Source organism: Streptomyces venezuelae, from assembly GCF_008642295.1.
Classification (GTDB): domain Bacteria; phylum Actinomycetota; class Actinomycetes; order Streptomycetales; family Streptomycetaceae; genus Streptomyces; species Streptomyces venezuelae_C.
In genome coordinates, this window is sequence record NZ_CP029190.1 from 7,129,622 (window position 1) to 7,154,994 (window position 25,373).

14 protein-coding genes are annotated in these 25,373 nt (G+C 73.2%); 10 read left to right on the forward strand and 4 right to left on the reverse strand.

All coding sequences use genetic code 11. From position 1 onward, the window contains the following. Positions 1 to 22: 22 nt before the first annotated feature. On the reverse strand, positions 23 to 532 hold the full coding sequence (locus DEJ50_RS31885) for a hypothetical protein (RefSeq protein ID WP_150211518.1): 510 nt from the start codon (positions 530 to 532) through the stop codon (positions 23 to 25). Positions 533 to 654: 122 nt separating this feature from the next. On the opposite strand from DEJ50_RS31885, the gene DEJ50_RS31890 reads away from it, so the two are divergent. Both DEJ50_RS31890 and DEJ50_RS31895 read left to right on the forward strand, forming a co-directional pair. Beyond that, the gene (locus tag DEJ50_RS31890; RefSeq protein ID WP_150211519.1) at positions 655 to 1,884 is read left to right on the forward strand and encodes a cytochrome P450 family protein; all 1,230 of its coding nucleotides are present in this window, start codon (positions 655 to 657) and stop codon (positions 1,882 to 1,884) included. 127 nt (positions 1,885 to 2,011) lie between these two features. Next, complete coding sequence (locus DEJ50_RS31895; RefSeq protein WP_150211520.1) at positions 2,012 to 2,374, forward strand: hypothetical protein; 363 nt, start codon at positions 2,012 to 2,014, stop codon at positions 2,372 to 2,374. A gap of 43 nt (positions 2,375 to 2,417) precedes the next feature. Here DEJ50_RS31895 and DEJ50_RS31900 read toward each other — a convergent pair whose 3' ends face one another. After that, positions 2,418 to 2,861: a hypothetical protein gene (locus DEJ50_RS31900; RefSeq protein WP_150211521.1), complete on the reverse strand. Its 444-nt coding sequence runs from the start codon at positions 2,859 to 2,861 to the stop codon at positions 2,418 to 2,420. Between the two features lie 166 nt (positions 2,862 to 3,027). After that, positions 3,028 to 3,405, reverse strand: coding sequence for a hypothetical protein (locus tag DEJ50_RS31905; RefSeq protein WP_150211522.1), 378 nt, complete (start codon positions 3,403 to 3,405; stop codon positions 3,028 to 3,030). A gap of 243 nt (positions 3,406 to 3,648) precedes the next feature. Here DEJ50_RS31905 and DEJ50_RS31910 point away from each other — a divergent pair, with 243 nt between their 5' ends. From DEJ50_RS31910 to DEJ50_RS31945, 8 genes are read left to right on the forward strand one after another with little or no spacing between them, the layout of a single operon-like run. Continuing rightward, entirely contained in the window at positions 3,649 to 6,228 is a 2,580-nt protein-coding gene (locus tag DEJ50_RS31910; protein ID WP_150211523.1) for a M64 family metallopeptidase, read from the forward strand. Beyond that, positions 6,225 to 10,955, forward strand: coding sequence for a DUF6603 domain-containing protein (locus DEJ50_RS35345; protein ID WP_150211524.1), 4,731 nt, complete (start codon positions 6,225 to 6,227; stop codon positions 10,953 to 10,955). Before DEJ50_RS31910 ends, DEJ50_RS35345 begins: the two co-directional genes overlap by 4 nt. Positions 10,956 to 10,986: 31 nt before the next feature. Beyond that, entirely contained in the window at positions 10,987 to 12,177 is a 1,191-nt protein-coding gene (locus DEJ50_RS31920) for a Kelch repeat-containing protein (RefSeq protein ID WP_150211525.1), read from the forward strand. Then, positions 12,174 to 15,467, forward strand: coding sequence for a hypothetical protein (locus DEJ50_RS31925; RefSeq protein WP_150211526.1), 3,294 nt, complete (start codon positions 12,174 to 12,176; stop codon positions 15,465 to 15,467). Before DEJ50_RS31920 ends, DEJ50_RS31925 begins: the two co-directional genes overlap by 4 nt. Next, positions 15,460 to 20,898: a hypothetical protein gene (locus DEJ50_RS35350; RefSeq protein WP_150211527.1), complete on the forward strand. Its 5,439-nt coding sequence runs from the start codon at positions 15,460 to 15,462 to the stop codon at positions 20,896 to 20,898. Before DEJ50_RS31925 ends, DEJ50_RS35350 begins: the two co-directional genes overlap by 8 nt. Then, a complete protein-coding gene (locus DEJ50_RS31935) occupies positions 20,891 to 22,783 on the forward strand; it encodes a hypothetical protein (RefSeq protein WP_150211528.1) in 1,893 nt (630 codons plus the stop codon). Before DEJ50_RS35350 ends, DEJ50_RS31935 begins: the two co-directional genes overlap by 8 nt. Further along, positions 22,780 to 23,154 carry a hypothetical protein gene (locus tag DEJ50_RS31940; protein ID WP_150211529.1) on the forward strand — a complete coding sequence of 125 codons (375 nt, stop codon included), beginning with the start codon at positions 22,780 to 22,782 and terminating at the stop codon, positions 23,152 to 23,154. Before DEJ50_RS31935 ends, DEJ50_RS31940 begins: the two co-directional genes overlap by 4 nt. After that, a complete protein-coding gene (locus DEJ50_RS31945; RefSeq protein WP_150211530.1) occupies positions 23,147 to 24,376 on the forward strand; it encodes a hypothetical protein in 1,230 nt (409 codons plus the stop codon). The genes DEJ50_RS31940 and DEJ50_RS31945 overlap by 8 nt, the downstream gene beginning before the upstream one ends. Positions 24,377 to 24,389: 13 nt before the next feature. Here the strand turns inward: DEJ50_RS31945 and DEJ50_RS31950 are convergent, their stop codons facing one another. Next, positions 24,390 to 25,355: a glycosyltransferase family 2 protein gene (locus DEJ50_RS31950; RefSeq protein ID WP_190344809.1), complete on the reverse strand. Its 966-nt coding sequence runs from the start codon at positions 25,353 to 25,355 to the stop codon at positions 24,390 to 24,392. Between the last annotated feature and the right edge of the window lie 18 nt (positions 25,356 to 25,373).

Genomic DNA, 25,373 nt, shown 5'->3' on the forward strand with positions numbered 1-25,373 from the left:
GGCCGTGCCGGCGATACGGACGCTACCAGCGGCTCTTCCAGGAGCAGTCCCAGTGGCCCTTCACCCAGTGCTTCTCCCAGTGCCCGGGGACGTAGACCCACTTCCAGTGACCGTCACGGTCCCAGCCGCGGCTGCCCCTGTTGTCCCCATCGCCCCTGTCGCCCCGGTCGTTGTGCCGGCCGTCGCGGTTCCAGCCGCGGTCGTCGTTGTCGTTGTTGTGACGGCCGTCGCGGTTCCAGCGCCGGTCATCGTCCTTCCTGTTGTCGTGGTTCTTCCTGTTGTCGTGCCGGCCGTCGCGGTGGTCCTTCACCCACTTCTTCTCCCAGTGGCCTTTCTCCCACGTCTTCTTCCAATGCCCCTTCTTCCAGTCGCACCGCTTGCCGGGGTCCTCGACGATGGAGGAGACCGTCACGACCTGCTGTGGCGGCGCCGCCATCGCCGGGGCCGCAGCCCCGAGGGCGGTGCCACCGGCGAGGACGCCCGCAGCGGCAGCCGCGACAGACGCTCTCCGGACGTGCACGGAAACGGACATCGAGCCCACCTCCTGGCCCCCACCGGAGTGAGAGCAGCGAGTGTTGTGACACCAATGATTCTGCGCTTTTCGCCCGCAGGTTTACATATGCCTTATACATATCGTGATCGGAGGCCAACACGATGCGCGAGCAGCCGGTCCCTCTGCCCTACGCCGATCCGGCCTTCCTCGCGGACCCCTTTCCGCTGTACCGGCAGCTGCGCGAGGAAGCCCCCGTGCACCGCGTCGTCATCGCGGGCGGCCTGAGCGCCTGGCTCGTCACCCGCTACGAAGACGGACTCGCGGCCCTCTCCGACTCCCGGCTCAGCAGTGACCTCCGCGATGCCTCGGACCCCCGCCTCCTGCAGCAGCTGCCCGAGACCGAGCGCGAGTCGATGGTGAGCAATATGCTCCGCAGCGACCCGCCCGACCACACGCGCCTGCGCCGCCTCGTCTCCAAGGCGTTCACCGCCCGCCGGGTGGCCGGGATGCGGCCCCGGATCCAGTCCGTCACCGACCGGCTGCTGGACGCGGTCGTGCGGGCCGGCCGGGCCGACCTCATCGCCGACTTCGCCCTGCCGCTCCCGGTCACGGTGATCAGCGAACTGCTCGGCGTGCCGGTGGACGACCGGCACGACTTCCAGCGCTGGACCGACCGCATGGTCATGCGCGGTACGGAGCCTCCGGACCCCGCCGTGGTCAACGAGGCGTGGCAGCACATGCGCGGCTATGTGACCGGCCTCATCCGCGACAAACGGGCCCGGCCCGGCGAGGACCTGCTCAGCGCCCTCATCACCGCCCGGGACGAGGAACAGCAGCTCACCGAGGACGAGCTGATCGCCATGGTGTTCCTGCTGCTGGCCGCCGGCTACATCACCACGGTCAACCTGATCGGCAGCGCCATCGCCATGCTGCTCGCCCATCCCGGCCAGCTCGACCTGCTGCGCTCCGACCCCGAGCTGCTCCCGGGCGCGATCGAGGAGTTCCTCCGCTACGACGGCCCGGTCAACCCGGGCATCGCCCGGTTCGCCCGCGAAAACCTCGAGATCGCCGGCGTGGCCATCCCGCGCGGTGCGACCGTGCTGATCGCCTCGGCCGCCGCCGACCGCGACCCGGCACGGTTCGCCGACCCCGACCGCCTGGACCTCACGCGCCAGGACAACGCCCACCTCGCATTCGGGCACGGTATCCACTACTGCCTGGGTGCGCCGCTGGCCCGGCTGGAGGGACAGATCGCCATCGGCACCGCCCTGCGCCGGCTCCCCGGGCTCGCCCTCGCCGTGGCGCCGGACGAGATCCGCTGGCGCCCCGGCGGACTGCGCGGGCCGCTGAGCCTGCCGGTGACCTTCACTCCCGGCACACCGGCCGAATAGGCCCCTGGGTTATGCCTGAAACATGACTGTCCGCGTTCGGCCGGCGTCGGATAGCAATGGGGCGGGACCTGGAGCGGCCCGCCGACGGTCGGTGGCACGTCCAGGAGGCCCAGAAGGGATTCCTCCCGTGATCCGCACCCGTATCGCCGCTCTCGCCGCCGTGGCCGTGACCGCCCTCGCGCTCGGCGCGAGCCCCGCCTCGGCGGCTCCCGGTGACACGCTCAACGTCTGTGGCAGCACCCTCACCCCGGCCGGCTGGGTGGACGTCCAGTGGTGGAACAGCGCCGGCTGCGGCTCCGGCTTCAACCCCAACTCCAAGCAGATAAAGGACCTCACCGGATTCCCGGTCGGCACCCAGGTCAACGCCTGCGGCTCCACCTGGCCGCCCGCCGGGTGGACGATCGTCAGCAGCTACTACTCCAGCGGCTGCCGCTACTCCGCGGTACCGAGCCTGAACCACAACGCGTGGACCCTGAAGCGCACCTCCTGACCACCAGGGTGCGGGCCCCGCCCTTCGCGGCCGGGGCCCCGCATCAGAGCGCCCCGGTCACGCTCGCGACGTACAGCCCGACGACCGCCACCACGGCGATGACCACCACCCAGGACGCGATGCCGGTGTGCCTGCCCGTACGCGCGGGCCGTCCGCCGCGCCGCTTGCGCTGCCCGCGCCGCTCGGCGTTCCCGGGGCTGCGGCCCGGCAGTGGAGCGGAGGGACCCGCGGCGACCTCGGCCAGCAGGCCGCGGCAGACCGCGGCCAGCCCGGAGGTCCCGGCGGACAGGCTCGCGACCGCCTCGGAACGTGCGGGGGCGGTCGTACCGCCCTCGAGGATCCGGCCGGCCCGCAGCAGCACCTCGTCCCGTCCGGCGCTCGGAGTCAGGCTGATCCAGCGCTGAACGTGCGGGCCCTGTATGACCACCCCGCCCGCCCGGTCCCGGTAGATACTGTGCTCCCGCCACAGGACTTCCGCCAATTCCACCGCGGTTTCCCTCAATTGCCCGCTCAAGGCGGCCCCCCGTCGCTTGTGTCGACCGAACAAACAGGGGGACATTAGCCGCCGCCACCGACACCGCCGCAGCCGGGGTCCCGGGCCGGACGGGGTCCGGGGCGGGCGGGCCCGCCCGCCCCGGCGGGTCGTGCAGGGCTCAGGAGGTGAGCGGAGCCGGTGCCGGCGTGCCGTAGAAGGTGACGGGCGACCAGCCGTGGGTCTGGGCGAGCGCGTTCAGGGCGTTGGCCACCTCGATCGGCGGTACGACGTAGGAGCCCGGGGCGTCCACGACCGACACGCTGAAGGTGATCTGCAGTTCACCCTCGCCGCCGGGGAGGGCGGTGCTGCCCTTGAACTGGGTCCCCGAGGGGAATACGGGCGCGGACTGGCTGCCCTGCGCCGCGCTGCTTGCGGCGGCACCCGCCTGCACGGCCGTCCCGTCCGCCGCCTGTGCCGTGCCGGCGGCGGCAAGTGCCGCTCCCGCCGCGGCCGTTCCCGAGTAGCCCAGCAGCGAGCGTCGTGAAATTCCCGACATGGTTCCCCTCCGTGGCGATGACGTTTCGTTGATCTGCGCATGATCGTATGCGCCAACCGGCCACCGCACGGCTGAATGTGATCTTCCGCTTTGCCCCTCTTTGTGTGTCGACCCTGAATCGACTGAATGCATACATACGGGCGGATCATCACATCTATCGGGTATGTCTTGACCTGTTCCCTGGGCCTCCTGAATGATCAGTGTCGGAGTCGTACGGGACGACGACGGGCTGCGAGGGCCGATATGGCGGATGAGCTGGACGATCTGGTACTCCTCCCGCACTGCGACCTCCACATGGCGCTCACCGGCACCCCACCCCTCACCCTCCGCGTGTTCAAGCGCACCGGCACGGCAGGCGTCACCGCCCCGTACACCCTCACCCCCGTTCCGCCGGCGGACTGCTCGTACGCGTTCATGGCCCCGTACCAGGACACCGGCCACCGTTTCGACGGGGTGCCGACCGTCGACGGGAACGGCGTCGTCCACCCCGGCGCCGGCGGGCCCGGGGTGTACCTCTTCAGGGTCGCCGTCGGCACCCAGTACCTGGTCGGCCGGCTCCAGGTACACCGGCGCCTGGAGAACTGGTGGTTCGGGAACGCGTCCTTGACCACCGCCCTCGACCCCGACATCGGCCACGCGCTGCCCACCCTCTACGCCCGGTTCAGCGACGACAACAACGCCGCCGACCTCATCGGAGACATCACCGGGCACGGCTATGTGACGCTGACCTCCGAGGACCCCCGGAAAGTGGCGGTCACTCCGAACGGCCGGCTGCGAGGCCTGGTCGAGACGCCGAAGCCGCCCGAGGGCGAACTCCCCGCCACCTCCGTCGCCGGGACCCTCGGCACGCTTCCCGAGCGGACCCTCCAAGTCGGCGTCGTCGACTACCGGAAGGAACGCCGCATCCTGGTCGACCACCAGCTGTGGAACCTCACCGACCTCGACGACATGCAGAACGTCCTGATCCTCGCCGAGGGATTCGAGGGGAGCGCCGCCGACCGGGCCGTCTTCACCCAGGCGGCCGAAGCCATCACCTTCCAGCTGTTCAGCCGCCGCCGCCATGAGCCCTACGGCACGCTGAAGGAGCGGTTCAATGTCTTCAGCGCCTTCGAGGAATCCTTCGAACGGGGCCTCACCTGCGGGAACCGGGTCACCGACACCCTGGACCCGGCCGTGCCCAGCGGCACCCTGATCCCGTACGAAAACCCCGTCGAGGTGATCCGGCCCGGCAGCCCGCTCCGCTATGCGATGGCGGAGCTGGTCAAACGGGTCGGGCTGCCGCCGCGCATCAACACCCGGACCGACCTCGTACAGCACTGGAGCGGCCAGCAGCTGCACGACTTCAAACCCGAACGGGTCAACGAAAAGCTGATCAAGGCCTGGAAGACCCACCGCTCCCTGGGCATCCTCCAGACCAAGAACAGCTTCTTCGGCGTGATGGCCGGCCGCCGGCCGGCCGACCGGACCATCGGCCAGGAGGAGCCGGCGCCCAAGCCCGCACAGGACGCGGCGAGCCCCGAGATGAAGGCCTTCGTCAAGCAGCTCTACGAGTTCTGGACGAACGGGCCGACCGGGCTGCTCGTGCTCGACCCCCGCCGACACCCCCCGGAGCTCTACGCCCCCGGACACACCAATCCGCTGAACTCCGTGCTGACCTACGCGAAGGCACTGGGCTACGTCAACCCGTTCTCCCACGTCCACCGGCACATCGGCCAGGTCTGGGCGGCGGAAACCCCCGGCCTGCGGCGCAGCCGGGGCCTGATCGCGGTCGTCACGTACGACTACGCGGGCCGGGGCGTCAACACCAACCGCCGCACCATGACCCTGAACTCCTTCGAGCAGAACACCAAGACGTACTTCCAGTACGACACCGCCTCGCCCATCGACCCCGCCCTGATGCACCGCACGGTGCCCGCCCCCGACCCCGCCGGGTTCCGGCTCGGCGACGTCGTCGACATGGTCGCCCACGAATTCGGCCACACCTTCAACCTCGGGGACGAGTACGAGGAGCAAGAGGAGGACGGCCCCGGCAACACGCCCGGCGACCTGATCGCGGACAACCTCACCCGCCTCGGCCACGCCCGCCTGAACCCCACGAGCCGGGACCTCAACATGGCCAACGTCAAATGGCTCCAGCTGCCCCGCATGCAGCACTCGGCACGACTGGTCAAGGACAGCGAGCTCTTCGGCACCCCGCCGAAGCTCAGGGTCACCGTCGACACCGACCAGCTCGACGTCTGGCGGGCGGTCCGGCAAGCCGGGCCCGGCCGCAACACGGTGAGCCTGCGCCAGTTCAAGCTCCTGGAGTCCGGCGAACAGCTCCCGCTGGACGGTGTGCTGCTGGAGGGCCTCACGATCGACCCCATCGCCGACGGCACCGGCGTCCTGGTCCTCACCGGCCCGAACCTCCCCACCACCGTGTTCGGCGCCGGTTCCGTGCTCTACGTCCCGCTCAAGGACGGCGGCGGCACCCCCCTCACCGTCGTGGACCGCCGCGTCCTGACCTTCCTCCAGGGAAACCGCAAACCCCTCAACCACAACACCAACAACAAGATCCCCAGGCACAAGCCCGACCTCCCCCACCGGATCCCCGGCCTCGCCCCCAACGAACTCCGCCAGACCCTGGTCGGCATCTTCGAGGGTGCCCACCACTACGCCGGAGCCCACTACCGGCCCGCCGGGGCGTGCAAGATGCGCAACGGCGCCGGCATCGGCGAGGCGGGATCCTTCTGCTTCGTCTGCATGTGGCTGATCGTGAACCGGGTCGACCCCACCCACCACGCCACCATCAGCCGCAGGTTCTACCCGGGACGGCGCCGATGAGCCGGCCCGGCAGCTTCGAGACCCTCCTCGCCGAGATCGGCCTCGCACTGGTCCCGCTGCGCTCCGCACTCACCTCCCCGCAGAGCTGCGCCGGCCTGCTGCGGGAACTCGGCTGGCACGCCCCGGAGATCCCGCAGCCGCTGGCAGCCCTGAGGCCCGGCGTGGACACCCTCGCCGAAACCCTGCGCGGCCTGACCGACGGAGGCTTCGGAGCCGACGACGTCCCCCGCGTCCTCGGCGCGCTCCAGGCACTGGTCGGCGGCATCAGGGCCATCACCGGGGCGCCCGACGAGGCGGTCCCCGAGCACCTGCGCGCGGACGGCTTCCGGGAACACTTCCCGAAACAGCTCCTCGACCACCTGGTGATCGGCCACCTCCAGCGCCACCGGCCCTCCCTCGGGTTCGCGCTGCGCGCCCTCGGTGTCGTGAGGACCCGCTACGTGCCCCCGGCCGGGAACCGCCCCGGACACCACCACCACTCCCTCGACCTCGCCGACCTGCCCCGGGCGCTCACCGATCCGGCGGCCGTCCTCAGGGACGCCCACGGCTGGGGCGGCCCCGGCTTCGCCTACGACGAATTCGCCGACCAGCTCGACAGCCTGCTGCTCTCGCTCGGCGCGTCCACCACCCGCGGGCCCGCCGACGAATGGACCGCCCAGTCCGTCCACGGCACCCAGCGGCAGCCTGCCGACCCGCCCGTCCCGGTGCTCCGGGCCGTCCTGCTGGAACACCCCGACGGCGAGGCCGGAGAGGCCGGCGAGGCCGAGACCGCGGCCGTGGTGCGGATGCTGGAGCTGCCGCCCGAAGGCGACCGGCCCGGCGGCCTGGCCCTGCTGCCCTCGTACGCCGGGCAGCTCGGCGTACGGATCGAGCTCGGCCCCGAGCTCACCCTGACCGTGCGCAGCGAACTCGACCTGCAAGGCGGAGTGGCCCTGCGGATCCGCCCCGGCGAGCCCATCGAGACCCTGGCCGGGTTCGAGGCCGGGGACGGCACCCCCGCACGCCTTGACGGCGCCGTCGAAGCGGTCGTCGAACGGACCCGGACCGAGGGCGACCCCGTCCTCCTGGTCGGATCGGCCGACGGCACCCGCCTGCAGTTCCGCGGCCTCGCCGGCGGCGGGGGAGTGCGCCTGGACTCCGGCGGCACCGATGTCTACGCCGAACTCCGGCTCCACGGCCTGGAGTTCGTCCTCAGTCCGCAAGACGCCGACGGATTCATCGCGTCCGTCCTGCCCCGCGACGGGTTCACCCTCGGTGCCGACCTCACGGTGGCCGTCTCCCACCGGGACGGCTTCTCCTTCCGCGGCAACGCGGCCCTGGAGGTCCGGATCCCGACCCGGCTGGAACTCGGCCCCGTCCGGATCCAGGCCCTCGGCATCTCCGCCACCCCCTCCCCGGACGCCCTGCCGATTGCGCTCGGCGCCACCTTCCGGGCCGCGCTCGGCCCGGTACAGGCGGTGGTCGAGGAGATCGGCCTCACCGCCCTGCTGGCGTTCCGGCCGGACCACGACGGCAACCTCGGCCCGGTCGACCTGGACCTCGGCTTCAAACCGCCCAAGGGCGCCGGCCTCTCCGTGGACGCCGGCATCGTCAAGGGCGGCGGATACCTCTCCTTCGACCCTGACCGCGGCGAGTACGCGGGGGCACTGGAACTCGACTTCGCCGGCATCGTCGCCGTCAAGGCGATCGGACTCATCAGCACCCGGATGCCCGACGGCAGCAGCGGATTCTCCCTGCTGGTGATCATCGCCGCCGAGTTCGGCGGCGGCGGGATCCAGCTCGGCTTCGGATTCTCGCTGCTCGCGGTGGGCGGGCTGATCGGCCTCAACCGCGGCATGGACCTGGAAGCCCTCGGCAACGGCGTCCGCTCGGGAGCCATCGAATCGGTGATGTTCCCCAAGGACATCGTCGCGAACGCGCCCCGGATCCTCAGCGACCTGCGCGCCTTCTTCCCGCCCGAGGACGGCACCTTCCTCGTCGGACCGATGGCGAAGATCGGCTGGGGCACCCCCGCACTGCTGCGGATCTCCCTCGGCATCGTCATCGAGATCCCGCCCGGCAACATCGCCGTACTCGGGGTGCTCAGCTGCGTCCTGCCCACCGAACAACTGCCCCTGGTCGTCATCCAGGTGCAGTTCGTCGGCGCCCTGGAGGTCGACAAGTCCCGGCTCTGGTTCTTCGCCCGGCTCTTCGACTCCCGCATCCTCAGCCTGACCGTCAACGGCGGGATGGGCCTGCTCTTCTCCTGGGGCGACAACCCCGAACTCGTGCTCTCCGTCGGCGGTTTCCACCCCTCCTTCCGGCCGCCCGCCCTGCCCTTCCCGGTCCCCGAGCGGATCTCGGTGGACATCCTCAACCAGCCCGGCCAACTGCTCCGGGTCTCCGCATACCTCGCGCTCACCAGCAATACCGTCCAGTTCGGAGCCCGCGCCGAACTCCGCCTCGGCTTCGACGACTTCGGCATCGAGGGCGGACTCTCCTTCGACGCACTGTTCCGGTTCTCGCCGTTCGCCTTCGTCATCCAGGTCTCCGCCCACGTCTCCCTCAAGGCCTTCGGCGTCGGCCTCTTCGGCATCTCGCTCGACTTCACCCTCGAAGGAACCTGCCCTTGGCGGGCCCACGGCCGAGGCTCCATCTCCCTGCTGTTCTTCGAGATCTCCGCCGACTTCGACATCGAATGGGGCGAGTCCCACCACACCACCCTGCCGCCCGTCGAAGTCCTCGCCCTGCTGGAGAACGAGGTCCGCCGGCCCGAGGGCTGGAGCACCCGGCCCCCGGACGGCAGCACCCGTACCCTGGTCACCCTCCGCGACCTCACCGCCGCCGACGGGCTGGTCCTGCACCCCCGCGGCACCCTGTTCCTCGCCCAGCGGGTGGTCCCGCTCGACGTCCGGGTCGACAAGATCGGCGCCCAGCGCGCGAGCGACGGACAGCGGTTCCTCATCGAGCCCGATCCCGTCTGCCGTCTCGACAAGATCTCCGACACCGGCGAGAAGTTCCCCATGGCCCAGTTCCAGGACATGGACGACGCCGTGAAACTCTCCCGGCCCGCGTACGAGGAACAGGACGCCGGACTCGAACTCGCCGCAGCCGAAGGCGTGCTGGCCGCGCCCCGGGTGGTCCGGCGCAGCGCCCGGTACGAACAGATCGTCGTCGACCGCAAGGCCCGCCAGGTCACCACCGGACCCCCGCCCGGCCCCGGTGCCGGCTCCGCCCACGCTTCCGGGACCGCCCCGGCCGCAGCCGCAGCCGCCGACCCCGCGCCGCAGCCCGCCCGGAAGCTCGTCAGCCTCAGCCCCGCCGTGTTCGGCCGGCTGCTCGACGGCAGCAGCACCAGCCGCTCACCGCTCTCCCGCACCGAGGCGCAGCGCCGCCGGCCGCTGCCGCAGGAGCACACCGTACGGGCGGCCGGACCGCGGTACGTGGTGGCGTACCACCGCAACAACGCCCAGGCCTTCCCGCCCCAGGTCCCCGGCATCCCGCTGCCGACCGCCGCCGACTTCCGCAGCCCCGCCGCGGCGGCCGACGCACTCGCCCGGTGGACCGACTCCGATCCCCGCCTCTCCGGGCGGCTGCATGTCATCCCCGTCTCCGACGCCCGTGTCCGGCCCCAGACATCGGGCACCTGGACCGCAGCCGCCACCCCTGCACCCGCCGCGGTCCGGGGAGCGGAGCCGGTGCTGCTGGCCGGCGGCGCGGTGCTGCTCGCCGGCGGCGCCGACGGCGCCGGAGCCCCGGTGGCCACGGCCGGCCTGTTCGATCCGGTGACCACCGCCTGGACCGTGGCCCGCCCGCTGACCACCGCCCGCCGCGGCCACTCGGCCACCCGGCTCGCCGACGGCCGGGTGCTGGTGGTGGGCGGCACCGGCGCCACCGGTGCCGCACTGGCCTCCGCCGAGCTCTACGACCCGGTGGCCGGCACCTGGCGGGCCACCGACGGGGCCCCGCTCGCGGGCCGCTCGGAGCATGCGGCACACCTCCTGCGCCGGGGCACCGGGTTCGTCGTACTGGTCACCGGAGGCACCCGCGACGGCCGCTCGCTGGCCTCGGCCGAGGTGTACGAGCCGGCCACCGACCGGTGGCAGCCGGTGGCGCCGATGACCGGGGCCCGGTCCGGCCACCGGATCGTCCCGCTGCCCCGGGGCGGGCTGCTGGTCGTCGGCGGCGCCCTGGCCACCGGGGACGGCAGCGTCCCCCTGGCCTACTGCGAGCGCTACGACCCGGACACCGGCACCTGGACCCCGGCCGCCAGCCTGCACACCCCCCGCACCGGACACCAGGCCACCGTCCTGGCCGACGGCCGGATCCTGGTCACCGGCGGCGGCCCCACCCGGCTCCCCGGCCACGACGGCCGGATCGGCGGACGCAGCCCGGCCTCCGCCGAGGTCTACGACCCGGCCGACGATGCCTGGACCCCGGTCGCCGACATGCCGGCCGGCCGGGGCGGGCACCGGGCCGTGCTGCTGCCCACCGGCGAGGTCCTGGTCTTCGGCGGTACCAGCGGCCCCTCCGCCACCGCCGGTCACCGCGGCGCGCTCCGCTACCACCCGGCCACCGGCCGGTGGACCGCCACCGGAGCCCTCGCCGAGGGCCGTACGGAATGCGCCGCCCTCGCCCTGGCCGACGGCCGGGTGCTGGCGGCCGGCGGGCTGGTCGCGGCCGGCCCGGCGGCCCCCGGACCCGAGGCTGCGGTGGCCACCGCCGGCACCGAACTCTTCGTCCCGTGACGGCGACCCATTCCACGGAGGAACCCACCTCATGACCACCACCACCCCCCGGGCCGCCACCGAGCAGTGGACGGCCCAGGGCGACCTGCCCGAAGCGGCCTCCTGGTACGGGCAGTACGACACCGCCGTGCCGCTGGGCAACGAGAAGAAGCAGGTCCTCGTGGTGGCCGGGGCCGACGGCCGGTCCGCGGCCCTCGCCAAGGCCTGGCTCTTCACCCCCGGCGCCACCCCGGAGACCCCCGGGACGTGGAGCGCCGCCGGCCAGGTCCCGGGCGGCGCCCGCCGGCTGCACACCGCCACCCTCCTCGCGGACGGCGATGTGCTCGTCACCGGGGGCACCGCCGCGCCCGGACTGTCCCCGGCGCTGAAGTCCGCCGCCGTCTACCACCCCAAGACCAACACCTGGACCCCCGCCGACGACCTGCACGAGGCCCGCTGGGGGCATGCCGCGGTCCGCACCGCCGACAACAAGGTGCTGGTCTGCGGCGGTTACACGGTCCGGTCCCAGGACTCCGCCCGGGCCCTGGCCTCGGCCGAGCTCTACCACCCGGGCGACCGCAGCTGGACCCCGCTGAAACCGATGAACGACGCCCGCGGCGGACACACCGCCCTGGCCTTCCCGGACGGCCGGGTCCTGGTCTGCGGCGGCACCGCACCCATCGCCCCCGGCCGGGAGGCCGCCCTCGCCTTCTGCGAGCTGTACACCCCGGCCATCCCGGCATGGACCCCGACCGGCAACCTCACCCGGCCGCGCAGCCGGCACCAGGCGCTGCACCTGTCCGCCACCACGGCCCTGGTGATCGGCGGCAGCACCCCCGGCGTCCCCGGCGACGGCACCTACGACCCGTACGCCCTGATCGACGCCGAGCTCTACGACCTGGCCACCCAGAAGTGGACGCCCCGCACGGCGGTGCGCGGCGGGCGCGGCCACCACCGCGCGGTGCCCCTCGGGACCGGCCGGGTCCTGGTGATCGGCGGCACCGGCGACACCGAGGACGCCGCCGGCTACCAGAGCGTGCTCGTCTACGACACCGCCCGGGACGCCTGGGCCCCCGCCGCCGGACTGGCCACCGGCCGCTGGGCCTTCGCCGCCGCCGCGCTGTCCGGCACCGAGGTCCTGGTCACCGGCGGAACCGTACGGTCCGGCCTGGCCGCCGCCGGCCCGCAGGCCGACGACCTCACCCGTACCACCGAGATCTTCCGCACCGGAGACGGCTCGTGACCTCCAACGCGTACTCCTTCCTGCCCTGGCTGCGCACCGGCCTGACCACCCGGATCACGGCGGAGCAGACCGCCGCCGACACCGGGCCCCGCCCGCGGATCCCGGTCACCCTGCGGCTGACCGGGGAGGTCCCCGGGCAGCCGGTACGGGAGCGCCCGGTGACCCAGCCGGTGCAGCTCTACGGCCCGGGGGACGTGGTGGGCGTGGACCCGCGCGCGATCTCCCGCACCGAACCGCAGCCCTCCGTCACCAATGCGGAGCCCAACTTCCTCGCCCATATCGAGTTCTACGAGGAGGACTTCCCCTGGCAGTACAGCCCGGCCGTGCCCGACGAGGCCAACCGGCTCTGCCCCTGGCTCGCGCTGATCGTGCTGGCCGCTGCCGCAGACCCGCAGGACTCGGCCGGGGGCGAGTTCCGCGAGGGCGGGCCCGCGGAGGGGCCGCTGCCGTACATCACCGTGACGGACGTCCGGACGCTGCCGCCGGTCGCACAGCTCGGCGCCTGGGCGCACGTCCACGTCAACGGCGACCTCGCGGGCACCGGCGGCGTACGCACCGAGGCCATGGACGGCCCCCTGGACACCCTCGGCCGGCTGCTGCGCACCAGCCCCGACGACGCCTGTTCGCGGCTGATCTGCCCGCGCCGGCTGAAGCCGCTGACCACCTACCACGCCTTCCTGGTACCGGCCTTCGAATCCGGGCGGCGGGCCGGGCTCGGGATCGCCCAGGACGGGGTGGGGGCCACCGACCCGGGCTGGGAGCCGGGCCGGGCGGACACCCGGCTGCCCTACTACCACCGCTGGTCCTTCCACACCGGCACGGCCGGCGACTTCGAGTACCTGGTCCGGCTCCTCGACCCGGCCGAGGCCGACCCCGGCGTCGGCCGCCGCGACATCGACGTCCACGAAGAGGCCGGTCCGGGCCTGCCGCCCATCGACACGCCTCCGTCCATCGGCGGCGTGCTCAAGCTCGGCGGAGCGCTGAAGGCCGTACGCCCGCACGACGACTGGGACAACTGGGACAGCCGGTTCACCCCGGCGGAGGGACACCGCCCGCCCACGGGCCGGTACCCGCACCCGTTCCAGGAGGCCATGGCTGCCCTGGTCAACCTCGCCGACGACTACCCGCACCGGCCGCCCGCCGAGGCGCACGCTGCGCTGGCCGCCGCCCTCGGCCCGGCCGCCGCTGCCGCCGCCGACCCGGCCGAGGAAGTGGACCCGGTGATCACCCCGCCGCTGTACGGGCGGTGGCCCGCCCGCACCTCCCGGCTGCTGCGGGCTGCGGACGGCAGCCGGCTGCCACACGACCGGAACTGGGTGCACCGGCTCAACCTCGACCCGCGGTTCCGGGTGGCCGCGAACTTCGGCACCCAGGTCGTACAGGCCCGGCAGGAGGAGTTCATGGCCGCCGCCTGGGCGCAGGTCGGCGACCTCGTGGACGTCAACCACCGGATCCGGGCCGCCCAGCTGGCCTGCGAGGTGGGGCTCCGGATCCAGGACCGGCACCTCGGGCCGCCGCCCCCGCCACCCGGTGGCGGGCCCGGCCTCCGCGCGGTACGGGCGACGGTCCGCCCGGCGGGCCGGGCGCTGGCGCTCACCGCACCGGCGCACCCCCGGGTCACCGTCCCGCTGACCCGCCCGGCGCCCGGTACCGGTCTCGCCGTCGCCGCCGCGGAGGACCTGACCGAGCAGGTCACCGCAGGTTTCAAGGTGGCCGTCAGCCGGATCGCCGCGGCCCCGGTCTCGGCGGCCATGCGCCGGATCACCCGGCCCGGATCCCGGCTGATGCGCACCCTGGACTTCCCCGAGCAGCACCCGCCCGAGGCGCTGCTGCCGCGGATGGACACCGAGCCGGACCTGGTCACCGCGGCACCCGGGAAGACCGTTCCGGCCGCCGTGGTGACCCCGGTGCAGGTGGACCGGATCATCCGGCCGCAGCCGCTGCCCGACCCGGTGAAATCCCTTCCGGTCAGCCCCGGTTTCGTCCTGCGCCGCCCGGACGGCACCGCACCCGTACCCCCCACGCCGGCCGCCGACGGTGCCCCCGTTGACCCGGCCACCCCCGTCGAACCCGGTGACAGCCCACAGGCCCGCCGCTTCAAGCAGGGCCTGACCGACCTGTACGAGGGCTGGGGCACCGCCGCCGCCTCCGCCCGCACCCCGGTGCCCGGCCCGCTCGACGTCCAGGGAACCGCCGGGCGGGTGCTCGGCGGACTCGACGCCGCCACCACCGTGCCGCACGCCCTGCTGAGCACGGTCCGTCTGGAGGCCCCGGCACTGGCTCCGTTCGCGGAGCGGTTCCTGGAGGTCATGGCCTATCCGGTGATCGACCTGCCGATGTACGAGGCGCTGCTGGGCCTCTCGGTCGAGTCCTTCGTGCCCCACCTCGACCGGATCCCGGTCAACACGGTCACCCTCCTGGACACGGACCAGGAGTTCATCGAGGCGTTCATGGTGGGCCTCAACCACGAGCTGGCCCGCGAGCTGCTGTGGCGGGAGTACCCGACCGATCAGCGCTGCACCCCCTTCCGGCAGTTCTGGGACCCGCGCGCCGCCGCCTCCGTGCCGGACGAGCCCACGGCCGCCCGCCGCGAACGGCTGTACGACATCCCGCCGGTCCACCGCTGGACGCCGGACAGCGAACTCGGCGCCCACGACCACCGGCAGCCGGACCCGGCGCGGAAGCGGGACGAGCTCGTCCTCGTCATCCGCGGCGATCTGCTCAAGAAGTACCCGAACACCGCGGTCTACGCGCACCGGGCCCGCTGGAACCCCAGCAACGAGAACCCCGACCCGAGGCGGGAGCGGAGCCCCGTGACCCCGCGCGACCCGAACCGGCCGACTGCCCAGGAGATCCGGCTGCCGATCTACGAGGCCCGGGTCGAACCGGACATCACCCTGCTCGGCTTCGACCTCACCGAAGCCGAGGCCAAGGGGAACGCCACGGACCCCGGCTGGTTCTTCGTACTCCAGGAACGCCCGGGAGAGCCGCGGTTCGGCGCCGACGACGGACCCCCCGTCCGGGTGGAGGTGTGGAACGACCTGACCTGGGAGGACCTGGACCCCGGCGGCCGGCGCGGATTCATCGCCCTGGACGCCACCACCCCCGTCGTCCTGCTGCAGGACCTCGACGACCCGGCGGAGGACGAGGAGAAGACCGGCCAGCACGGCGAGGACACCGAGCTGAGCTCCTGGCACGCCGGACTCGACTCCGCCGATGTCGCCTACATGCTGTTCCAGGCCCCGGTCCTGATGGCCGTGCACGCACAGGAGATGCTGCCCCGTGGCTGAGCTCACCCGCACCCACCCGGTCCTGCTGGGCCCCGTACGGCTGGAGACCCGGTTCACGGCGACCGAGCTGCTGGTGCGGATCTTCCCGGACGAGTGGTCCGTGGACAGCCTCCAGCCCCTGCCGACCCGGGCCGAGCTCGGCGCCGTCACCGCCTACTGGACCGCCCTCTGGCGGGCGGCCGGCGACCCCGGGGCCGAGCGGGCCGCGTGGCAGGAGCTGACCCGGCGGGTGGCACAGGGCCGGGCCGCGCACCTGCTGCGCACCCATGTGCCCGCGAACCCCTCCGACCGGCCCTCCGGGCTCCAGGAGGGCACCACCGTGCTGGTGATCACAAGTGCGGGTGCTCTGCCCGCCGAGGACCGGCCGCCCACCGTGGCCTACTGGACCGCCGTCTGGCAGGCGCACGGCGACCGGGTCCGGGTCCGGGCCGCCGACGCGGCCCTGCTCGCCGCCGTCGGGCCCGGCCGCGCAGCCGCCGTCCGGGCCCGCCCGCCGGCCGGCCTGGAGGCCGCCCCCCTGACCGCCGCCGACAGGGTCGCCGTGGCCTTCCTGGTCCTGGCGCCGCCACCCGACGCCGAGGTGGCCCCGCAGTCCTGGACCAGGGCGGCCGAAGCCGTCCTGCTGCCCGACCGGTTCGAGGTGTTCGGCTACCGCGAGGGCCGGCTGGTCTGCCGGGCCACCGGTGCCCCGGTCAGCGGCCCCCTCGCGGTCGGCCCGGACCCGGCCACCGAGCGCGATGAACAACTGAAGGTGAACGAGGCGACCGGCGCCCTGCGGGTGCCGCCGGCCCTGGCCTGGCTCACCGACTTCGACGCGGCGGTGGCCGCCGGGATGGCCGTACGCATCCCACTGGACGACACCCTCCGCCAGGGCCTGCACCGGCTGGTGGTCCTGGGCCTGCGCACCGGGGCCACCGCCGAGGAATCCGCCGAACAGCTGGCCGAGCTGATCGGCCACCAGATCCGCAGCCCCGCCGGATTCGCCCTGCTCCCACAGGGCACCCCCACCAACAACAGCGAACACGCGGCGGCCGGGCCGGACCCCCGCCGGGAGGCGGAGGCGGCCCGGCGGGCCGCCCACGGCACCGCCGCCGCGAGCCCCGACGCCGCCGCGGGCCCGGACGCCGCCGCGGGCCCCGACCCGGGCGGCCGGGCGGCGCGCACCGACGGCCGGTGGCTCGCCGAACTCCTCGGCATCGACCCCGCGACCCTGGCCGGAGCCCCGCACACCGACCACACCGACCTGGACGAGGCCCGCGCCGCCAACACCGCCCTGTGGCCCGCCACCTGGGGCAACCACCTGCGCACCACCCTCCACCCGCTGATCGCCGAGGAGACGATCGAGCAGACCCGCGCGTTCTTCCTCCGGAACGTCTCCGGCCGCGGCCCGCTCCCGGTGGTCCGCATCGGCCGGCAGCCCTACGGGATCCTGGTCACCACCGCCTTCGGCCAACTGACCTGGCCCGCCCCGGACACCCACCGGGCCGGCCTGCACCGGATGCTCACCACGGCCGCCGCGGACTGGATGCAGGCGACCGGCAAGGTGGCCCGGCTCGGCACCGCCGCCCACGACACCCACCGGCAGCTGCTGGACATCCTCGCCCTCCACCCGGCCTCGGCCGAGTTCCACCAGCGCTACGCCCAGTCCGTCGACGACCTGTTCAACCGGGAGAACCTGGGCGGCCAGGGCCACCTCGTCGTCTCCGCCCTGGAACGGCTGCAGATGGCCGAACCGGTCCGGGCCCTGCTCACCCGGCTCGGGGCCGGCGGCACCGGCCCGGCCCCCGACCCCGACCTGCTCGGCCGGCTCTTCGTGGACGGCCAGCACCCGCTGCTCGGCCCGCTGGTCGACGACCGGCCGCCGTCCGAGACCCGGCCGGTACGCCCGTACACCACCGCGCCCGCCCGGAACTACCTGCACTGGCTCGCCGAGCACGCCGGCACCGACCTGGAGGCGGTCCGCCAGGAAACCGGCTTCGAGGGCGACGCCCGCCCGGCCGCCCTGCTCTACCTGCTGCTGCGGCACGCCGTCCTGCTGGCCTGGGTGGAGACCGGCCGGCGGCTCGCCCGGGCGCAGGGCCTGCCCGTCCCTTCGCCCGCCGACCCGCCGTTCGTCCACATCGCCGACGACCCCGCCCACCCCGAGGTACGGCTGCCCAGCGAGAGCCGGTACCGCCAGCTCTACGCCCCGGCACCGGACATCACCGGCAACGGCGAGCCGCTGCACCGCCACATCCCCCGCGCACTGGCCGCCGGCCACCCCGCGACCGCCGAACTCGCCGACATCGTCGAGGCGTTGCAGCTGCTCGCCGGACTCCCCACCGCCCGGCTGGAGCGCCTCCTCACCGAGCACCTGGACTGCGCCACCTACCGGCTCGACGCCTGGCGGCTCGGCCTGGCCACCGAGAAGCTGATGGACCTCCGCTACGGAACGGACGGCACCGGCACCGGCACGAGCACCGGTACCGGCACGAGCACCGGCACCGGTACCGGCACGAGCACCGGCACCGGCACGAGCACCGGCACCGGCACCGGCACGAGCACCGGCACCGGCACGAGCACCGGTACCGGCAGCCCGCGCCGCGGCCTCCACCTGGGGGCGTACGGCTGGCTGGAGGACGTCGTCCCGCGCACCGAGCCGCCGGCCGAGGTCCCGGTCCCGGAGGAACTCCGGCCGGTCTTCCAGGCCGACACCCTCCCGCACGACCCCCGCAACGGCGGCTGGATCCACGCCCCCTCCCCGGCCCAGGCGACGACCGCGGCCGTGCTGCGCGCCGGCTACCTCGCCAACGGCCACCGGGAGGGCACCGCCGCCTTCGCCGTCGACCTCGGCTCCCGGCGGGTACGGACGGCCCTCGCCCTCCTGGACGGGCTCCGGCAGGGCCAGTCGCCCGGCGCGATGCTCGGCCGCATCTTCGAACGCGGCCTCCACGAGGGCCATCCCCGGGTGGAACTCGACCGGTTCATCCCGCTGCTGCGCGGCGCCTTCCCGCTGCGGGCCGGCCGGCTCTCGCCCGGCTCCGCAACCCCCGACGACATCGGGCTCGTGGAGGCCCGCACCGTGGTGGACGGCCTGGAACTGGTCCGCCGGGCCACCCGCGACGGCCTGGTCCACTACCCGTACGGAGCCGAGGGCCTGCCCGAGGACGCGACCGACCCCCAGCGCGAGGCCATGGACGCGGAGCTGGCGAACCTGCTCGACCTCCACGACGCACTGGCCGACCTCGCCGTGGCCGAGAGCACCCACCAGACCCTGCTCGGCAACCCCGAACGCGCCGCCGCCACCCTGGACGCATACGCCAAGGAAGGCTTCCCGCCGGAGCCGGAGGTGGTACGGACACCCCGCCGCGGCACCACCCTCACCCACCGGCTGGCCCTCCAGTTCACCCCCGGCCTCGGCCCCGACCACGGCGCCGGCGCAGCCGGCCGCAACAGCCCCCGGGCCCGCGCCGAACCCGCCGTCAACGACTGGCTCACCGGTCTGCTGCCGGACCCGGAGGACGTGGCCGCCCTGGTCACCTGGACCGACCCGGTCTCCGGCGCCCCGCGCGACCGGGTGGTCACCCAGAAGGAGCTGGGACTCCAGGCGATCGAGCTGCTCTGGGCGGTCCGGCCGGCCGGCGAGGCCACCATGAGCGACCTCGACGACCGCATCGTCCGCGAGGTCCTCGGCTCTCCCGCCCCGCCCCGGCCGGACGCCCGCCCGGTCATCCACTACACCCGCCGCATCCCGGAGAAGATCGGCTTCTTCGAACTGTCGCCACTGATCGGCGCGTTGCGCACCCTGCTGACCACCTCGCGCCCACTGTGCGCCACCGACCTGGTGCCCGGAGCCGGGACGGCCCCCGTGGACCGCACCGCCGACGAGGCCGTGCACCTGCACCGGGAACGCCCCGCCAAGGTCCTGGAATCCCTCACCGCGCTGGGGAACCGCACCGAGGAGTTCCGCGACACACTCCGGGCGCTGCTGCCGGCCACCGCAGACCCCACCCCCGCCGCCCGGGCCGAACTGCTGAGGCTCATCGACGAGTTCCTCGGCCGGTACGCGGATCTCGCCGCCGGAGCCGGCCGGTTCGGCCTGCTCCGCAGCGGCTGGGCCGAACTCGCCGCATGGCGCCGCGAGGTCTTCACCGAGCTGCTCGCGGCTGCCGCCCGTACCGCCGACCGGATGGACCGCGCCCTCCACCGGGCCGACGTCCTGCTGGGGGAGTACGACGAGCTCCCCAGAGGCACCCCGGACGCCGAGCGGTACCGCCTCCTCCGCGGGGTCGAACGGCTGCTGACCACCGTCCCGGCCGACCCCACCCCCGCGACCCCCGCCCTGTTCCGGTCCCTCCTGCTCTCCCGGCGCCGGGAGTTCGCCGACCGGCAGGCCGGCCTCGCCGCGGTACAGCGGACCGTCCGCACCACCCTGTCGGGCCTGCTCGCCGAGGTCTCCGCACTGCTGCCGCTCGATGCCTTCGAGCACGAGGGGCTCGACCTCGCCCCGTACGGCGACCGGGTGGTCGGCCAGGCCCGCGAGCTCCTCACCCGCAGCCAGGACCTGCTCAAGGACATCACCGGCCGCATCGGCGGCGCCGAGGAGGCGCTCCGCGCGTATGACGCGGCCGTCACCGGACCCGACCGGGTCCGCGCCGGACTGGACGCACTGAAGGCCCAGCTCGGCGAAGACGTGCTCGCGGTACCGGAGTTCACCCCCTCCGAGGCGCTCGCCGAGGACTGGCGGACCGCCCTCGAATACAGCGACCGGCTCCTCGCCCACCTCCGGACCGACCCGCCCGCACCCCGCAGCTTCCCCGTCGAGGACTGGCTGCACGGCATGGCCCGGATCCGCGAGGCCCCCCGGCTCTGGGAGAAGACGGTGGTCCTCGCGGACGCGCTGAACGGCTACGGCGGCCTCACCGTCACCCGGGAGGAGCCCCGCCTGATCCCCGTCCAGCTGCCCCACCGCCCCGACGACCACTGGCTCGCCATGGAGTTCCCCCGGGACCCGCGGCGGCGCCGGCCGCTCACCGAGGACCGCGTCCTGTACACCGCGCACTACGCCGCCCCGACCGCGCAGCCGCGGCCCCGCGCCCCCGAAGCCTGCGGACTCCTCCTCGACGAATGGACCGAAATGGTCCCGGCCGGCCAGGAGACCACCGGGATCGCCGTCCATTACGACGGCCCGGACTCCGAGCCCCCGCAGGCCATGCTGCTGGTCGCACCGCCGCGCCCGGACGGCGACTGGACCACCGGGGACCTGCTCGCCGCGATCACCGACACCTTCGACCTGACCCGCGCCCGCGCCGTGGAACCCGCCCACCTGGAGGACACCGCGTACGCCCAGCTGCTGCCCGCCACGGTCCTGTCCGCGACCCGCAAACCGATCACCGTCAGCACGGACCTGGCGCTCGGCAACCTCCGCTGGAAGGCGACGGCCCATGACTGAACCGGCCCGGATCGAGTTCCCGCTCGCCCTGGACGAGCGGCACGAGCCCACCGTGGGCATCTGGAACCGCCTGGAGGGGCGGCCCCGTACCGCCGACTTCGCGGCAGCCCTGCGGGCGGAGATCCGCGACCCGCTGTGGCTGCTGACCCGGCAGTGGCAGCTCGGCGAATTCCGCGCCTCGGACGCCGGCTCACCGGTGACCGCCACCTATTCGGTGGCCGCCGCCCCGCCCACCCGGTACCGGCCGCCGGCCGGCCCGGTGGAACCGCTGCCCGACGGCCGGCCGCTGGAATCCGTGGCCGAACGCCGAAGCCTGGCGTTCCGCTTCGGCCCGGACCCGGTCTCCTTCGATCTGCGGCTGACCATGGGCCACCGCTGGCTGAAGATGATCCGCGATCTGCAGCTGGCCGCGGTCGAGGACTTCCGCGGACAGTACGTCGCCCGCTACCCGGTCGCCCTGCCCGATCCCGAGGACCCCGCGGACACCCCGCGGGCCGCCCACCCGCAGGTGTGGGCCACCCTCCAGGCCGCTGCCGGCCGCCAGATGGACGGCTATCTGCTCTACCGGCACCTCAAGGACGGCAGCGGCCACCAGGCCTCGGACGGCATCGTCAACGTCCTGCACCTCCACTACGCGGAACTCAACGCACTGGGACGGGAGTTCACCGCCTGGTTCGACGCCCTGATCGACCAGCCGGCCGCCGCACCGGCCTGGGACCCCGCCCGTCTCGAACACCGGTTCTCCGTCGCCGCCGCGACCCCGGACGGCGAACAGGTCCTGACCGCCCCCGAGTACCCGGGCGGCGAACTGGACTGGCACGCCTTCTCGGTGGACCACCGCGAACCGCTCGGCGGCACCCCGCCCGCCCCCGCACCCGTCCACCGCACGGTGTTCCCCACCCCGGTCCGGTTCTCCGGGATGCCACTGCCCCGCTGGTGGGCGGTGGAGGACGGGCGCACCAACTTCGCGGCGGTCCGTCCGGACAGCACCGACCTGGCCCGGCTGATCTTCCTGGAGTTCGCCCTGGTCTACAGCAACGACTGGTACCAGCTGCCGTGCGACCTGCCCTCCGGCACCCTGGCGTCGGTGCGCGGGCTGTGCGTGACGGACGTGTTCGGCATGAAGCAGTGGATCAACCCGGCCGCCACGGCGACCGGCGACCCGCGCCGGCGCTGGTCGATGTTCACCCTGGACCCGGTGGAGGTCCCGGCCGGGCCGGGCGGGGAGCCGGTGCCCCCGGCCGTCGAGAGCCCGCGGTACCTGCTGCTGCCGCCGGGAGCGCCCGCCGTCGCGGACGGACCGGTACTGGAGGAGGTGCTGCTGGTCCGCGACGAACAGGCCAACCTGGTCTGGGGACTGGAGCAGACGGTCCGCACGGCGACCGGCGAACCCCGCCGGGGCAGCGAGATGTCCGCCGAGAGCACGGCACACCGACGCAGCCTCCAGGACCCGCCGGCGCCCGGGACCCCACCGCGCGCCGCGGTGGCGTACCGGGCGATGAACTCCGTGCCCGAGCACTGGATCCCCTTCATCGCCGTCCACACCGGCGAGGACCGCCGCTCGGTACGACTCCAGCGGGCCGCGATGCCGCACGCTGTCGACCGTACGTCGGTCCGGCCCCGGACGGAGCTGCTGCGGGAGGGCCTGGACGTGCTGCCGCCGGCCCGGCCGCGGTCCTACTACGTCAACGAGGAGGAGGTCCCCCAGGGGGGCTCCCGGCTGACGGTGGCCTTCAACCGGACCCGCGGGGAGGACGGCCGGGTGACCGTCTGGCTGAGTGCCCGCCGGGGGGCCGGCCGCGGCGAGGTTTCCAGCGGCCTGGCCTTCGACCACCTGGTCCCGACCCTCAAGCCCGCAGCCTCCGACGGGACAATGGACCGATGACGCTCGAAGAAGGCCAGCGGGTGAAGCTGGCAGCAGATCTGAGACTGACCGGGTCGGTCGTAGCGGCCGGGGTCGGCTCTCTCTCCCTGGCCTCCGGCACCGAGGGCACCGTCGAACGTGTGGACGAGCCCCAGGAGCTGCAACAGAGCCACGAGGTCGGCGAATACGTACGGCTGAAGTCGCTTCTCGACGACTTCGGCCACCAGATGCCCCCGGCGAGCAGGAAGCAGCTCGAAGAGCAGATCGGCGCCCTGGAGCCGGACTGGATCGCCCACCAGCAGCAACAGCCCCGGGTGACGGTCCGGGTCCGCCTCGACAACGGGTTTGTGCTCGAGGACGCTCACGAGGACGTCTTCACCCCGGATGCCTGACTCCGCGACACCGGTGGAACCCGCCCGGCCGGCGCGCCGCGACCGGGTCCACCGGCTGCTGCCGCCGGTCGTCGCATGGGTGATCGCGAACCTCGTCACTTGGCTGGTCGCGAAACAATCGGTTGCCGCCGATGGATCCGCGGTGGCCTTCTGGTCCACGGATGCCCGTGACCGCTGGGATTCCGCCCACTACCTGTCGATCGCCCACACCGGCTACGAGATGTTCTGGTGCCGGGAACGCCATCCGGACTTTCGCGACGTCATATGCGGAAACGTTGCCTGGTTTCCCGGCTACCCGATGTCGGTCCGGGTCGTTTCCGCCACCGGTCTGTCCTACGAGTTTTCCGCCGTACTCATCGCCGAGCTGTCCCTGCTCGGCATGTTCGCGGTGCTGTGGTGGCTGCTCGGTGCCCGGCTCGGCTGGTCCACCGGCCTGACCCTCGCCATCGGTACGGTGTTTCCCGGTGGTGTCTATTTCCATGCGATCTTCCCGATCGCCACCGGAACGCTGGCGCTGCTGGTCTGTATCGCCGGTGTGAAGCGCGGCTCTTGGGCGCTCTCCGCTGCCGGTGGTTGTGTGGCGGTCGCCTGCCATCCCGTTGGCGCGGTCGCCATCGGCATGCTCCTCCTGAGCGCCTTCTTCGCCTGGCAAGGGGACCCGTGGCCGCGCAGGCTCGCGAAGGCCGGACTGTCGGCGGCGGTCGCCGGCTGCGGGCTGATCTGGGTCAAATGGCTGATGTGGCGGGCGACGGGCCGCTGGGACGCGTACGAGGTCATCCAGGAGTCCAGCTACGGACAGGGCGAGCTGCGCCGGCCGTTCGAGGAGATGGGGAAGGCGTACGGATTTCCGTTCAGCGACTGGTACCGGCCCGAGGGGCAGCTGTCCTGGCTGGTGGAGCACAGCCTTGCCGCGCACCGGCCCCAACTCTGGCTGAACATCGCCTTCATCCTGCTGATCCTGGCGACGGCCGCAGTGCGACTGGTCCGGAACCGTCGGCTCGAGGTCGAAGAATGGGCTGCCTTGGTCCTGGTGGTGGAAATCTTTCTGCTGCCCTTCCTCGCCGGCGCCGAGATGTCGTGGTACCGCAACCATGCGCAGATGTTCGTCGGGCTGGTTCTGGTCAGGCGCATGCCCCGCTGGGTTCAGGTGGCACTGCTGGCATGCTGCTCGATCCAGTACGTCCTGCTGACGGTGATGTTCTTCGGCGGCGTACTGGTGTGACCGGCGGAGAAACCTACTGCGGTACTTCGTCCGTGTCGCGGGCGACGCAATACGTCGGCCGGGCCTGCACGGCCGTGTGAATGCGGGCCACGTACTCGCCGAGCATTCCCAGGCAGAAGAGCTGGACCGCGCCGAAGAACAGGACGGTGATGATCAGGGAGGTCCAGCCGGGCAGGGTGCTGCCCGCGGCGTAGACGATCAGGGTCCAGACGAGAAACGCGAGGCAGACGACGAGACTGAAGGCGCCGATCGCGGTCGCCAGACGCAGCGGGACCACCGAGAAGCTGGTGACGCTGTCCCATGCCAGGAGGATCATCTTGCGCACCGGATATTTGGTGGTGCCCGCCACCCGCTCCGCGCGCCGGTAGGCGATCTGGCCGCTGGGGAAGCCGAGCCAGGGAATGAGCAGGCGGTAGACCTGCTGCTGGTCGGGGAGGGTCTTGAGGGTGTCGACTACGGGGCGGGACAGCAGACGGAAGTCGCCGGCGTGGGCGGGGACGAAGGTGCCGGCCAGGCGGCGCATCAGCCAGTAGTAGACGGCGGCCGTCCGGCGTTTGAACCCGGTGTCGGCCGAGCGGTCGATCCGGACGCCGTGGACGATGTCCAGACCGTCCGAACGGGCCAAGGCGAGCATCTCGGGGATGACTTCCGGCGGATCCTGGAGGTCGGCGTCGATGCTGACCACATGGGCGCCACGGGCACGGTGCAGCCCGGCGGTGAGGGCGGCCTGATGGCCGCTGTTGCGCCGGAGGGTCACGATCCGGAGCTCGGGCCACAGCGCGTGCAGATCCTCCAGTACACCGGGGGTCCCGTCGGTCGAGCCGTCGTCCACGGCGAGGACCTCGTACGGTTCGCCGCACGCGTCCAGGACCGGGCGCAGCCGCGCCGCGAGAGCGGGCAGGGCCTCCTCCTCGTTGAAGACGGGGACCACGACGGACAGGGCGATGGAACTCCCGCGCGTGTCATGCACAGCAGTCATGATGGGGGAAGCGACTCG

What these genes read in the sequence shown, in the direction of transcription:
- DEJ50_RS35345 (WP_150211524.1), top strand. Translation starts at nt 6,225, where the DNA reads ATGAGCCGGCCCGGCAGCTTCGAGACCCTCCTCGCCGAGATCGGCCTC.
- DEJ50_RS31920 (WP_150211525.1), top strand. Translation starts at nt 10,987, where the DNA reads ATGACCACCACCACCCCCCGGGCCGCCACCGAGCAGTGGACGGCCCAG.
- DEJ50_RS31910 (WP_150211523.1), top strand. Translation starts at nt 3,649, where the DNA reads ATGGCGGATGAGCTGGACGATCTGGTACTCCTCCCGCACTGCGACCTC.
- DEJ50_RS31885 (WP_150211518.1), bottom strand. Translation starts at nt 532, where the DNA reads ATGTCCGTTTCCGTGCACGTCCGGAGAGCGTCTGTCGCGGCTGCCGCT.
- DEJ50_RS31940 (WP_150211529.1), top strand. Translation starts at nt 22,780, where the DNA reads ATGACGCTCGAAGAAGGCCAGCGGGTGAAGCTGGCAGCAGATCTGAGA.
- DEJ50_RS31945 (WP_150211530.1), top strand. Translation starts at nt 23,147, where the DNA reads ATGCCTGACTCCGCGACACCGGTGGAACCCGCCCGGCCGGCGCGCCGC.
- DEJ50_RS31905 (WP_150211522.1), bottom strand. Translation starts at nt 3,405, where the DNA reads ATGTCGGGAATTTCACGACGCTCGCTGCTGGGCTACTCGGGAACGGCC.
- DEJ50_RS31935 (WP_150211528.1), top strand. Translation starts at nt 20,891, where the DNA reads ATGACTGAACCGGCCCGGATCGAGTTCCCGCTCGCCCTGGACGAGCGG.
- DEJ50_RS31950 (WP_190344809.1), bottom strand. Translation starts at nt 25,355, where the DNA reads ATGACTGCTGTGCATGACACGCGCGGGAGTTCCATCGCCCTGTCCGTC.
- DEJ50_RS31890 (WP_150211519.1), top strand. Translation starts at nt 655, where the DNA reads ATGCGCGAGCAGCCGGTCCCTCTGCCCTACGCCGATCCGGCCTTCCTC.